The sequence below is a fragment of the Helicobacter sp. MIT 99-5507 genome (assembly GCF_003364295.1).
Lineage (GTDB): Bacteria > Campylobacterota > Campylobacteria > Campylobacterales > Helicobacteraceae > NHYM01.
On the sequence record NZ_NXLO01000002.1, the window covers coordinates 63166 to 77158 of the forward strand.

General features: G+C 28.8%; 13 protein-coding genes and 1 pseudogene. 9 read left to right on the forward strand and 5 right to left on the reverse strand.

The genetic code is table 11. The annotated features are described in order from the left end of the window. Nucleotides 1-2: 2 nt before the first annotated feature. Genes pseF through pseI form a run of 4 tightly spaced genes read left to right on the forward strand, consistent with a single transcriptional unit; the run spans nt 3 to nt 3144 of the window. Nucleotides 3-677, forward strand: a complete 675-nt coding sequence (pseF, locus tag CQA42_RS02875) for a pseudaminic acid cytidylyltransferase (protein ID WP_181881476.1) — start codon at nt 3-5, stop codon at nt 675-677. Further along, nucleotides 665-1606 carry a hypothetical protein gene (locus CQA42_RS02880; RefSeq protein ID WP_115583197.1) on the forward strand — a complete coding sequence of 314 codons (942 nt, stop codon included), beginning with the start codon at nt 665-667 and terminating at the stop codon, nt 1604-1606. Before pseF ends, CQA42_RS02880 begins: the two co-directional genes overlap by 13 nt. Further along, the gene (gene pseH, locus CQA42_RS02885) at nt 1599-2114 is read left to right on the forward strand and encodes a UDP-4-amino-4,6-dideoxy-N-acetyl-beta-L-altrosamine N-acetyltransferase (protein WP_115583198.1); all 516 of its coding nucleotides are present in this window, start codon (nt 1599-1601) and stop codon (nt 2112-2114) included. Before CQA42_RS02880 ends, pseH begins: the two co-directional genes overlap by 8 nt. 4 nt (nt 2115-2118) lie before the next feature. Next, complete coding sequence (gene pseI / locus CQA42_RS02890; RefSeq protein ID WP_115583199.1) at nt 2119-3144, forward strand: pseudaminic acid synthase; 1026 nt, start codon at nt 2119-2121, stop codon at nt 3142-3144. A gap of 9 nt (nt 3145-3153) precedes the next feature. On the opposite strand, the gene CQA42_RS02895 is transcribed toward pseI, so the two are convergent. Then, nucleotides 3154-3648: a Fur family transcriptional regulator gene (locus CQA42_RS02895; RefSeq protein WP_115583200.1), complete on the reverse strand. Its 495-nt coding sequence runs from the start codon at nt 3646-3648 to the stop codon at nt 3154-3156. A 729-nt stretch (nt 3649-4377) separates the two neighbouring features. Between CQA42_RS02895 and CQA42_RS08530 the strand changes: the two are divergent. The 5 genes and pseudogenes from CQA42_RS08530 to CQA42_RS02915 all read left to right on the forward strand — a co-directional run. After that, nucleotides 4378-4671: pseudogene (locus tag CQA42_RS08530) on the forward strand (methyl-accepting chemotaxis protein); the annotation flags it as partial. A 135-nt stretch (nt 4672-4806) separates the two neighbouring features. After that, a complete protein-coding gene (locus tag CQA42_RS08535; RefSeq protein WP_258865564.1) occupies nt 4807-5169 on the forward strand; it encodes a CZB domain-containing protein in 363 nt (120 codons plus the stop codon). A 182-nt stretch (nt 5170-5351) separates the two neighbouring features. Continuing rightward, entirely contained in the window at nt 5352-7415 is a 2064-nt protein-coding gene (locus CQA42_RS08255; RefSeq protein ID WP_408941431.1) for a transglycosylase domain-containing protein, read from the forward strand. An 18-nt stretch (nt 7416-7433) separates the two neighbouring features. Further along, a complete protein-coding gene (locus CQA42_RS02910; RefSeq protein ID WP_408941432.1) occupies nt 7434-10217 on the forward strand; it encodes an FAD-binding and (Fe-S)-binding domain-containing protein in 2784 nt (927 codons plus the stop codon). Beyond that, nucleotides 10210-10896, forward strand: a complete 687-nt coding sequence (locus CQA42_RS02915; protein WP_115583203.1) for a di-trans,poly-cis-decaprenylcistransferase — start codon at nt 10210-10212, stop codon at nt 10894-10896. The genes CQA42_RS02910 and CQA42_RS02915 overlap by 8 nt, the downstream gene beginning before the upstream one ends. Here the strand turns inward: CQA42_RS02915 and CQA42_RS02920 are convergent, their stop codons facing one another. From CQA42_RS02920 to CQA42_RS02935, 4 genes are read right to left on the reverse strand one after another with little or no spacing between them, the layout of a single operon-like run. Then, nucleotides 10897-11433, reverse strand: a complete 537-nt coding sequence (locus tag CQA42_RS02920) for a MotE family protein (RefSeq protein WP_115583204.1) — start codon at nt 11431-11433, stop codon at nt 10897-10899. 44 nt (nt 11434-11477) lie between these two features. Continuing rightward, nucleotides 11478-11894, reverse strand: a complete 417-nt coding sequence (locus tag CQA42_RS02925) for a flagellar export protein FliJ (protein WP_115583205.1) — start codon at nt 11892-11894, stop codon at nt 11478-11480. Beyond that, a complete protein-coding gene (locus CQA42_RS02930) occupies nt 11891-13138 on the reverse strand; it encodes an adenylosuccinate synthase (RefSeq protein ID WP_115583206.1) in 1248 nt (415 codons plus the stop codon). The genes CQA42_RS02925 and CQA42_RS02930 overlap by 4 nt, the downstream gene beginning before the upstream one ends. Continuing rightward, nucleotides 13135-13980, reverse strand: coding sequence for an ATP phosphoribosyltransferase regulatory subunit (locus tag CQA42_RS02935; RefSeq protein WP_115583207.1), 846 nt, complete (start codon nt 13978-13980; stop codon nt 13135-13137). Before CQA42_RS02935 ends, CQA42_RS02930 begins: the two co-directional genes overlap by 4 nt. Nucleotides 13981-13993: the final 13 nt, after the last annotated feature.

The following is a 13993-nucleotide window of genomic DNA, read 5'->3' on the forward strand; positions in this document are numbered from 1 at the left end:
GAATGAATATAGCAATCATACCTGCAAGAGATGGCAGTAAAAGAATTAAAAATAAAAATATAAAGCTATTTTTTGGAAAACCAATCATTACATATGCTATAAAAACTGCAATAGAATCTAAAATATTTGATAGGATTATAGTAAGCACAAATAGTAATAAAATAAAAAATATAGCAATAGAATCTGGAGCAGAAGTGCCATCACTTCGTCCAAATAACTTAAGTGATGATTTTACTACAACACTAGATGTGATAAGCTATGAGGTAAAAAATCTAGGGCTTAGCGATGATGATATTGTATGTTGTATTTATCCTACAACACCATTGCTAGATTCTCGTTTTTTAAAAGCAGGGTTGAAAAAACTAAAGAAAGATTCTTATTGTTTTAGCGCATGTGCGTTTAATTCAAATCCATTAAGGGGTTTTTACATTAGAGATGAGAGACTTTATTTATTAAATAAAAATTTTATAAACTGTAGAACTCAAGATATAGAAAATATATATTTTGATGCTGGAGCATTTTACTTTGGATATGTAAAAAGTTTTGCAGATAAAAAGCCTATTTTTAGTGAAGATTCTACTTTAATTATATTACCAGAGATTAATGTTGCCGATATTAATACGCAAAATGATTGGAAAATTGCGGAGATGAAATATAAAATAATATGCAAGCAATAATTTTTACAGAAGCAGGCAGTGGCTTTGGACTTGGACATTTAAGCAGATGTGATGCACTAAAAGACTATTTAGAGAATGCTGGTTTTGAAGTCAGTATTTATTGTAGAGGTGATTATATATCGCAGTATTGCAAGCAAATGGAATGGATTAGTGATGATTATTCAAATCTTGATGAAATAATAAATAATAAGCTTGTTGTGGTAGATTCATATTATGCAAATAAAGAATTATGCGAATATATAAAAAATAAAGCAAAAGTATGCGTATTTTTTGATGATTTTAATAGAATAGATTACCCACAAGATTCTATTTTATTAAATGGTGGATTACTTGGAGATAGATTCTATAGAAATGATATAAAAAATGAAATTTTTGCAGGGATTGAATATTATATTTTAAGAAAAGAATTTAGACAAAGAGAACAAAAAATAATAAACAAAGATATAAGTAGAATCTTAATTACACTTGGTGGTAATGACTATGCAAATAATACTCAAAGTATATTAGAGATAATGGAAAAAGAATGTCCATATGCGATGATTGATGTAGTTTTAGGCAAAATACATAAGCCAATTAGCTACAATTTTCATACAAGTATGCATAAAAACCTAAGCCCTAGGGTATTAAAAAATCTCATGTTAGATTGCGACCTTGCAATAAGTGGTGGAGGTGTAACGATGGTAGAATTGCAATCTACTTGCACGCCAACTATTGCTATGCAAATTGCACCAAATCAAGCCTATCAATTAAGAGTATGGCAAAAAGAAGGCTTACGAATAGCAACAAATATTCACCAAATAAAAGGACTATTAAAAACACTAAGAAAATTTAAAGATAGAAAAAAACTATCAAATAAATTAGCAAAAGTTGAAATTGGCGGAAAAATAAATGAATTTATAAATACATTGATTACTAGATACAATGCTTAAAGACAAAATACAGCTAGATTCAATAAATATAATTGCTATAAATTTTACTAAGTTAAATTGCAATGATAAATTAAAAATCTTAGATATGCGAAATGATGCAAGAGTCTCAAAATATATGTTTTTTGATAGAAAAATCACAAAAAAAGAACATTTTGAATTTATAAAAAAGCTAGATTCCACAAGAGATAGAATCTATTTTGCAATCAAAGATAAAAAAGATGAAATACTAGGCGTAATATCACTAACAAATATATCAAATCTAAGCGCATATATCGGAATCTATACAAATCCAAATATAAATACATCAAATGGAAATTTATTAATGCAAGTCATAAAATACATAGGTTTTAAAGAGATTGGATTAAAACAATTATTTGCACAATGCCTAAAAGATAATCGCAAAGCATTAAGATTCTATGAAAAAGAAGGTTTTAAAGAGATAAAAACCAACTATATCAAAAAAAATAATAATCTTATAGATGTAGTAGAATTAGTATTTAAGGAATGAGTTAATGTTTATTGTTGCAGAGCTTAGTGCAAATCATAATAAAGATTTAAATCTTGCAAAAGAAAGTCTATATGCAATAAAAGAATGTGGCGCTAGTGCAGTCAAACTTCAAACATACACACCAGATAGCCTCACACTAAATTGCAAAAGTGATATTTTTAAAATCAAATCAAATACAATTTGGGATAATAAATATTTATATGATTTATACAAAGAAGCATATATGCCGCTAGAATGGAATGTAGAATTATTTGAATTAGCAAAAAAAATAGATTTAATATGCTTTAGCAGTGCTTTTGACAAAAAAGGTGTAGATTTGCTAGAGACACTAAATAATCCCATATATAAAATTGCAAGCTTTGAGATAACAGATATTCCACTTATTCAATACATAGCAAAAAAACAAAAACCTATCATTTTATCAAGTGGTATTGCAATAGGCGATGAAATGAGAGAGGCAATAGAGGCAATAAGGCAAGTTGGAAACAATAATATAACGATATTAAAATGCACGAGTTCGTATCCAGCACCACTAAATTCACTCAATCTATCCAATATGCTTATTTTTGAAAAAAAATATGGTGTCAAATATGGAATCTCAGATCATAGCATTGGATTTCATGCCGCTATCATAGCAGTAAGCCTAAAAGCAAGCATGATTGAAAAGCATTTTATTTTAGATAAAAAATATGGCGGAGTAGATTCTAAATTTAGTATGGACAAAGATGAGTTTAAGCAATTAGTCCAAATAATAAAAGATACAAAAAATGCAATTGGAGATACTAATTATAAAATAGATTCTAGTAACATAAAAGAAAATAATGATGAAATACCACAAGGAAGAGAGTTTGCAAGGAGTCTATTTGTAAGCAAAGATATAAAAAAAGGTGAAATAATAAAGGCTGATAATATAAAATCTATTCGCCCAAATAATGGATTGCCCCCAAAATACCTAAATGAAATAATAGGCAAGACTGCAAAAAAAGATTTAAAATTTGGAGAGCCACTTACTTGGGATAGTCTTAAATAAGCAGAATCTCTAAATAGTTTGCAAACCTTTTTGTTTTTTCCTGCATTTATCACAAAGAACAAATAATCTAAGATTATCGCTGATTAGTTGGAATTGTAGAGATTTTGTAATTTCAAGTTGTTTATTTTTTATATCATTATCAATAAATTCAACGATATTGCCACAACTTAAGCAAATGATATGATAATGATGTTCTTTTGATGCAATTTCATATTTTTTGCCACTTTTATCAACATCAATTGAGGTTACAAATCCATATGTTTCTAAAAATTGCAAGATTCTATAAATTGATGAAACGGAGCAATGTTTGTTATTGTTTTTCATAACAACAGCGATGCCTTCACTGCTTAGATGAACTTTGCTATTATAAATAATTGTTAAAATATCTTCTCTTTGTTTTGAAGTTTTTAATTTTTTTGCTGCTACGACCTTCCGTAATTTATCTAATATGATTTCTAGAGATTCTGTCTTTTTAATCTCTTGATTATTTAATTTTGATACCATGATATATAAACCTTATAATTATTAATATAATAAAATCGCTGATATTTAAATAGTTTTCTAAAAAACAAACAATAACCTAATTATAACCTAAATATAGTAAATTAATATAGGCTTATTATTTATTCAATGATTTATGTTAGAATTCTAACTTTATGTTACTATACAAAAGTTGCTAAATTTTTAAGGAGATAAACAATGTTTTTTAGTTCAAAGACTGATAATAACACAGAAGAGTTATTGAATACATACAAAAAAGAGATTCAAGAATTAAAACAAGAATGCAATACTTATAAAGCTATTGCTAGTTTTTCACACAATGAAGCAATAATTGCAATGAAAAATAATGAGGTTATATTTAAAAACGAAGGTGCTTCATTATTATACAATTTTGATGAAATCAAAGCTTCACTGAAAGAAGATGTAGCGAGAATAAACACTCATAATCATTGTTTATTAGTAAATTCTAAAAGATATGAAGATATTATAATATTCTCATTGGTTGAAGAAAATGCACGAGTTACACCAAAACCAGGACAAGGTGTAGATATTTTAAAACTATATTGTGATAGTATGAAAATAGGCACAAAATTCACACAAGAAATACTTGCAAAATTGGTAGATGAATTGCGCGAAATCTTTGATTCTGCAATTGCTACAGAAGTAGGAATGGACAAAGGTCTTGATATAGCAGATTCTTCATTGCATCAAATCAATGTATTGTATGAAAAAATGCAAAGTGAAATCACCCTTGTTGGCTCACTCATTCAAAGAAGTAATGAAATCACAAATGTAATTTCACTAATTGATGATATAGCAGAACAAACAAACTTACTAGCATTAAATGCTACTATAGAAGCAGCTCGTGCTGGTGAGCATGGAAGAGGGTTTGCCGTTGTTGCTGATGAAGTTAGAAAACTAGCAGAAAAAACTCAAAAAGCTACAAAAGAAATTGCTATAGTTGTAAAATCAATGCAACAAGAAGCAAGTGATATACAAACAAGCACAGAAGATATTAATGAAGTTACAGAAAATGTAAAACACAATATTGATGAATTACATGATATTGTAAAAGAATTTAAAAACAATGCTCGTTTATCAAAATTAAAAATATCTTGTTCTAATGACAGAATCTTCTGCGGTTTAGCAAAAGTAGATCATGTGGCATACAAACAAGCTATGTATTCATTAATATTTAAAATATCAAATGAGTTCAAACAAGTAGATGGACATTCATGCAGATTTGGAAAATGGTATTATGAAGGTATTGGCAAAAGAGAATTCTCTAATACTATGGGGTATAAAAAAGTTGAAACTCCTCATGATAGTATTCACAATGAGGCAAATACACTTGCTAAGCAATTGCTTGATAATACACAATCAACACCAAAAAGCATAATTGATGAAAAAATCACATCTATAGAAGAATCTAGCACGCAAATATTTAATGCTATCGATGATATGTTAAATGAAAAAATATCATCAACAATGGCAGAAATCCAAACAGCAATAAAATCTGAATAGATATAAAGTTTTAAATAAATTCTAAAAGAATTTATTTAAAATACTTGTATTTTTAAAGCTAAATATATCTTTGACATTAAATTAGATTCTCAAATATTTTCACTAAAATTTTAAATCAATATAACAACTTTTTAGATGATTTATTAGCAAAATAAATAAAAGGATTAAAAAACACTATGTCAATCACTAGAAAAGTATTATTTACATTTTTATTTTTAGCGGTATTTTTTATTATTACTTTATTAACCATCATTATTTTTGATACACAAAGCAAAGTATCAGCAATAAAAAACTACAAACCAAAAATCGCACTTAGAATCCTAGATAGAAAAGATAGATTAATAGCAAATGTATTTGAAGATCAATTTAGATATTTTGCAAGTTTTGATGAGATTCCACCAAGGATAATAGAAACATTGCTTGCAGTTGAAGATACGATGTTTTTTGAACATAGTGGTATAAACTTTGATGCAATAAGTAGAGCAATATTAAAAAATATAAAAAGTGGTGGGTATATGGAAGGTGGCAGCACAATCACGCAGCAGCTAGTAAAAAATGTAGTATTATCGAATGAAAAAACACTAGATAGAAAGTTAAGAGAAGCAGTTCTTGCAATGCAAGTAGAAAATATGCTTACAAAAGAAGAAATACTAGAAAAATATATAAACCATATTTATTTTGGACATGGATATTATGGCGTAAAAACTGCAGCACATGGATACTTTAATAAAGATTTACAAAGCCTCACACTAAAAGAAATGGCAATGCTTATGGCACTACCTAGAGCTCCATCTTATTATGATCCTGTAAAAAACTTTGAATTTTCAATATCAAGAGCAAATAGTATATTGGAGAGAATGCATTCAATTGGCTGGATAAACAAAGATGAATACCAAGTAGCAATAAATGAGAGACCAAAGGTATATAATCAAACATTAAGTCAGAATCTTGCCCCTCATGTAGTAGATGAAGTATTAAGGCAGCTTAGTGATATTAAAGATATAAAAACTGGTGGATACATAGTAAAAACAAATATAGATTTAGATTATCAAGCAATAGCACAAAAATCACTTATATATGGTTATAACAATATTCAAAAAAGATTAAAAAGTAGAAATGAACAAAAAGAACTAGCTGAAGGTGAAGTTGATACACTAAATGGAGCAATAGTTGTTACAGAAAATGGAAGCGGAAATATACTAGCTTTGGTTGGTGGTATAGACTATACAAAAAGCAATTTTAATCGCGCAACACAATCACAAAGACAATTTGGGAGCACAATAAAACCTTTCTTTTATCAAATTGCTTTTGATATGGGATATTCCCCTGCAAGCAGTATTTCTGATACAGCAAAAAGTTTTGGAGAACTTGTAGAAAAAGATGAGAAAAAATCTAGTGAGAATCCAGAAATAATAAATGAAAATATCCATCAAGAAATCACACAAGAAATGCCAAATCAAGATGAAATCACAGGAGAAATTACAGAAGAAGACACAAGATGGAAACCTAGAAATTTTAATAAAAGCTTTAGCGGTTTAGTTACTCTAAAAGAAGCACTACAATACTCGCTAAATCTTGCTACTATCAATCTTGTTGATTTAGTTGGATTCTATAATGTCTATAATAAAATGATAGATTATGGCTTTAAGAATATTCAAAGAGATATGTCAATCATATTAGGAAGCGTTGCTTTATCGCCACTTGAAGCAGCAAGGCACTACTCGATATTCTCAAATTATGGCACTATAAATGAACCAAAACTAATAAGAAGCGTGATAGATATAGATAATAATGAAAAATATGCAATAGAAAATAATTCAATAGAAATGACAACAAAAGAGCAAGCTTTTTTAACAATCGATTTATTAAAAAATATTGTTGAAAATGGAACTGGAAAAAGAGCAAAAGTAAATGGTATAGAATTAGCAGGCAAAACTGGAACATCAAATGACAATATTGATGCGTGGTTTAGTGGATTCTCGCCAACATTGCAAGTTGTTATTTGGTATGGTAGAGATGATAATACTTCTATTGGTAAATATGAATCTGGTGGAGTTGTATCTGCGCCTGTATTTTCACATTTCTTTAGCAATATCATAAAATTTGAACCAGGTTTAAAAAGGAGTTTTGATTTGCCAGAAGGTGTCTTTAAGCAAAATGTAAATGGTAAAAACTACTACTACACGATAAAATCAAAGATTCCAAAACAAATAATAAACAACCTGGATGAAAATCTAATTTTCTAGGAGATTATTATGAGTGAAATTTCATCAAAACATAGAGAGTTTTATATAAGGGCAAAAGAGTTTTTAAAAGATAGAATCTATATTGATTATTTAAGGAGATTTGCACTAGGGACTGATGCATCTTGTTATAGATACATTCCACAAGTTGTAATTAGGGCTTATAGTGAAGATGAAATCATAAAAATATTAAAATTAAGCGATGAATTCAATCTAGCACTTACATTTAGAGCATATGGAAGCTCCCTTTCAGGGCAAGGTTTAAGCGATAGTATATTAGTCATCACAACAACAAATTGGAATAAAATACAAGTAAATAATGATTCAATTAGACTTGATTGCGGTGTCATTGGAAGTGATGCAAATGCAATTCTAAAAGATAAAAATAAAAAAATTGGACCAGACCCAGCGACTATTACAATGGCTTCAATTGGCGGAATTGTAGCTAATAATTCTAGTGGAATGTGTTGCGGTGTGAAACAAAATAGCTATCAAACAATAAAATCAATTCGTGTTATCTTACAAGATGGGGCAATTCTTGATACTTCAAACAAACAAAGCATAGAATCTTTTCTTAAAACTCACAAGCATATAGTGGATTCTTTGCTTGCTTTAAGAGAAGAAATATTGCAAGATTCCATGTTAAAAGAGCTGATATATAAAAAATATAAGATAAAAAATACAACAGGATATTCTATCAATTCACTTCTTGATTTTGATGATATAAAAGATATCTTAAATCATATTTTTGTAGGTAGTGAAGGGACTTTAGGCTTCATATCAAGTGTTGAATTATATAGTGTAAAAGATTGCAAATACAAAGCTTGTGGATTGTTATTTTATAAAAATATATTAGAGGCAGCCAAAGCAGTAAAAATCCTAGCCAAAAATGATGATATCATCCAAAGTGCAGAGATTATGGATTATAATTCATTAAAAAGTGTGCAGAATCTAAAAGATATCCCAGAAATACTACTTAAGATAAAAGAGGGATATGCTTGTATTTTGATACAAACACAAAGTGATTTGCAAAATGAATTAGATGAGAATCTAAGAATAATAAAAGATTCTCTAAAAGACACAAATATGGCACTAGAAGCACTATATAGTCAAGATGAAAATGAATTTAGCAAATGGTGGAAGATTAGAAAAGGCTTGCTTCCTATTGCTTCAATGGCAAGAGGTGATGGAAGTAGCGTAATTACCGAAGATGTGTGTTTTGAGATTGATAAGCTTGGGGATGGAATAACTGAAATTACCAATTTATTTAAAAAATATAATTTTAATGGAATTATTTTTGGGCATGCACTAAGTGGGAATGTGCATTTTATCATCACACCAAATCTAAATAACAAAAAAGAAAAAGAAAACTTTGAAAATCTCGTATTTGATATGGCAAAAATCGTATCTAGCATGGGAGGAAGCATCAAAGCAGAGCATGGCACAGGGAGAATGATGGCTCCATTTGTAGAAATGGAATGGGGTAAAAAAGCTTATGAAATAAATAAAAAAATCAAAAATATTTTTGATAAAAAAAATCTATTAAATCCAGATGTAATAATCACAAATGATCCGCTAATACATACAAAAAATATCAAAGAAATGTCAAAAATAGAAGATTTTATCAATAAATGTATGGAATGCGGATTCTGTCAAAAAGCTTGCCCTAGTGAGGCACTCACTCTAAATCCAAGGCAAAGAATTACAATATGGCGTGAAATGGAGCGATTAAGAAAACTAGATTCACAAGAATCTCTAGCACTTCTAGCTACATTGCAAAAACAATATGAATATTTAGGGAATGAAACTTGCGCAGCTTGTTCTATGTGTGCGACTTTGTGTCCTTTAGAAATCGATACTGCAAATATCGCTCTAAATTTAAGACAAAAAGATACAAATAAATTTGTAAAACATATAATAAAAAATATGTCTTTTTATACAAAAAGTGCATCAAGTGGGCTAAATCTCACCCATACACTAAATCCAAATCTATTTTCTAGTCTCTCAACAAAAGCTAGGCATATAAGCAGAAAAATACCTTATCTATACAAAAATCTGCCTAAAGGCAATAAATTTATACCAAATCACACACAAATGCAATATAAGGATTCTGTTATATACTTTACTACATGCATAAATAGGACTTTTAAAACAAACGATACTCCACTATACAAAGTAGTAGAATCTTTATGCGATAAAGCACATATCAATGTAATATATCCAAAAGAAATACAAAATATGTGCTGCGGGAAGGCATTTGCACAATATAAAGATTTACATGATGAAAATACACAAACAATATTAGAGATTCTGCTTAAAATAAGCGATAATGGAACGATACCAATCATACTTGATCATAGTGCTTGCAGCATGCATCTAGTAAAAATACTAAAAGATTCTAAATTAAAAATTTATGATTTACCACAATATATCTATGAAGTAATATTAAAAAAAGTAAAAATCAACAAAATAAATGAAGATATAGCAGTATATGCTATGTGTGCATTAAAAAAGAATAATTTAGATTCTATTATAGAAGATATAAGCAAAATTTGCACAAATGGAAAAATTATAAAAAATTCTATATTTTGTTGCGGATTTGCTGGGAATAAAGGCTTTTTTACTCCAGAATTAAATAAAAATGCCCTCAGAGGATTAACAAACTTTTATGATACAACAAAAATAAAAAGAGGCTTTAGCAGCTCTACTACATGCGAGATTGGGCTAAATGACTATAGTAATATATCATGGAGAAATATCGCATATCTTGTAGATGAGGTATCTTCAAAGGATTTGATTGAATAAACTAAAACATCTTGCAATCATAATGGATGGAAATGGTAGATGGGCAAAAGAGCGTAAGATGAAACGGACAGAAGGACACAAAGAAGGTGTAAATGTAGTGCGAGATATTACAAAATGGTGTGCCAAAAATAATATTTCATTTTTAAGTTTATATGCATTTTCAACAGAAAATTGGTCGCGTCCAAAAATAGAAGTTGATTTTTTGATGAAATTATTAGAAAAATATCTAATCAAAGAAGCTTCAACATATATGGATAATAATATCAAATTTAGAGTGATTGGCGATATGAATGGCTTTTCAAATAAACTTAGAGATTTGATATTATCACTAGAAGAAAAAACATCAAAAAACACATCTCTTACGCAGATTCTAGCACTAAATTATGGATCAAAAGATGAGATTGCAAGAGCGGTATTAAAGACAAAGATTCCAGATAATATTACAAAAAATGAAGTCTTAAACCTAATACAAGCAAATCTTGATACAGCAAATATTCCAGATGTTGATTTATTGATACGCACAGGTGGCGAAAAAAGATTATCAAATTTTTTATTATTACAAAGTGCATATGCAGAGCTTTATTTTTGTGATACATTATTTCCAGATTTTAAAAGTGATGAATTAGAAAAAATTATAGATGATTTTAAAAAGCGAAATAGAAGATTTGGAAATATTTAATTATTCCAAATCTTCAAATGGTGGTCCAAGTCTTAGCATTTCAGTAAGCTTTGCGGCTCTTTGTGGCGTCATCTTTGATAGAATCTTGCCCATATCTTTTGCCTGCATTGAATATAACAATTCTGCAGCATCTTTTAATGGCATATTTTCTATAATTGGAGCTGCTTTAGAATCTCGCATTTGAGAGTAAGTCTGACTTATTTTTTCACTATTTACATTTTGGATATTTGCTAGAATCTCTTCATTTTGCTTTATTAAATCTCTAATTTCTTGTTCTTTATCTTTTACCTCTTTTAGTAAAGATTCTACTTTTTGTTCCTTTAACTCTAACTCTTGAAGCTTTTTATCATTTTGTGCTTGCTGTTGATTATAAAGAGTTGTCATTAATCTTTTTTGTTCTTCTATTTCTCTTAATTGATTAATCAATTCGCTTTTGCGTTGCTCAAAAATGATATTACAATCTATAACATTGCTTGGATTTTCATTTCCATTAGCAAATAAAATACAAAAAAAATAAAGAAAAAATAATCTTTTCATTCAAACTCTCCTAACAACCATCATAATCTTACATATTTGGTGTATCATTTTTTTAAATGATATAAGATTCCACCAACTTCATCTATGAATTTTTGCTCTTCTTTTTTCAATTTATCTATTTTTAATTTCAACTCTTCTGTGTGCAAATAATTAATCTTTTCATATTCAATCATTGCTATTTTATATCTTTTATTTATATCGATTCTACTTGAATACATCATCTCTAAGAGATTTTGCTCCTCTATAATCTCATTTAAAAATGCAGAAGTAGAATCTTTAAAAGCTAGTAATTCTCTATAAACACTTACATTTGGTGCTTTCATATTATTTAGCTGTTCTTTTAGAAGCATGATTTCATTTTCTTTTAGAGAAATTGCTTGGTTGATTTTTATTAGCTCTCTTTCTATCTTGTTTAATATGTCTTTTTTTATTTTTAATATACTATTAAATCTCGTTGTCATCGTTTAATAGTATCTTCTCTCTCTGGGCTTGTTGAGATTATAGAGATCCTAGTTCCTAAAATTTGCTCCAAACTTAAAATATATTCTTGTGCTTTTTTTGGTAATTTATCAAATTCTCTTATACCACTCACATCATCAAAGCCTTCAAATTCTTTATAAATTGGCTCTACTTTATCTAGGCTATATGGAAAACTATTTAATTCTTTTCCATCTTTTTTATATCCAATGCAAACTTTTATGCTATCAAATCCACTCAATACATCAAGTTTCATCAATGCAAGTGAAGTTACACCATTTAACCTAATAGCATATTTGCAAGCAAATGCATCAAACCAGCCACATCGTCTAGTCCTGCCTGTCGTAGTGCCAAATTCAAAGCCATTTTTTTGCAATCTTTTTCCATCTTCTCCAAAATCTTCACTTGGAAAATATCCTTTTCCAACCCTAGTGCAATATGCCTTAGCAATACCAATTACTTCACCAATATCATGAGGTGAGATTCCACTGCCATTGCAAGCACCTGCAGAAATCGTATTTGAGCTAGTAACAAAAGGGTAAGTCCCATGATCAATATCTAGCATACTTCCTTGCGCGCCTTCTAGTAGTATTTTTTTGTTATTATCCATTGCATTCCATAGTATTTCATTTGTATCTTTTATAAATGGTTTTAGATTATTTGAATAAAAAAGTATTTTTGAAGCAAGTTCATCTATACTAGGAAGTTTGACATCATAAATACTACTATAAAATTCTATTGATTTTAAATAATCTTTCATTTTATCAATCATGCTGTCTGTATCTAGTAAATCCCCTACTCTAAATCCATTTCTACCAACCTTATCAACATATGCAGGACCAATACCTTTACAAGTCGTGCCAATAGATCTATTAGAATCTTTTTCTTTGAATTTATCAATAATCTCATGATATGGCAATATTAAATGTGCTTTTGGACTTATGTAGATTCTGCCATTTATATTTTTAAATTGTGAGATTTCATCAAGAAATGCTTCTACATTGATAACTACGCCATTTCCTATAAGATTTATACAATTATCATATAAGATTCCACTTGGAATTAGATGGAGAGCTATTTTTTTACCATCTACAACTATTGTATGTCCTGCATTATGACCGCCTTGATAGCGAACAACAATATCATAATTTTTAGCTAGATTATCTACAATCTTGCCTTTACCTTCATCACCCCACTGGATTCCAACTATAACATCACACTTACTCATTCACCAACCTTATTTAAAATATAATCAACCACATCATTTGTATAAATTGCAAATCCACATGATTTAATCTCATCAATCTCATATCTTCCACCAAGAAGCAATACTTTATTTCCATCAAACATTCTAAAAAATAAACTATCATAATAGCCATTTGGTGAATAATAAAGCGGAGAAAATATAGTATTTTCATAATGGCAACAACTAGCTATATGAAGTAGATTTTCTAATTCACTTTTTAAAAAACTAGGTGCTATTTTGATATAAGATATGAGATCTTGTTTTGTTTGTATTGATACTAAAGGAGCAAAATATGATGCAGATTTTAAAATGCTATCAATATTTGTCCTAGAAAATATTTCTATATCAAGATTCTCTTCTTTTGCACAAAGTCTAGGGATATTCATGTTTGAAATTTGCAAAATTGGCTCTATTTTTAATTCTAAAAAAATACTGACTGCGACACACAAAAGATTTCCTAAAGAATCTTTATTTAAAAACTCTGCACCAATTTGATTAATCTCTGCACTTGGATATGAATAAAATGGCTGTATATAAAACCATTTTTTGTGGCTAATATCGCCTAAATGCCTATGTATGATTTTTATGACATCTGTTGTATTATCATTTCTTAAAATCATTTGTTTATTGTTATTAGAGCTTATTCTAATGGTATTTCTTGACACTTTATTATCATTACTAAAACTAAAACTAGGTGTTGAAATCTCTTCAAATCCATTTTTATAAAAAATATCAACTGCCTTTAGTTCTATATCTCGTTTAATCTTAGCACTAGTTCCAAAATGTATTTTACTACCCTGTGGTATTTCATAGCCTAAAGTCAAAACTTTTATCCTT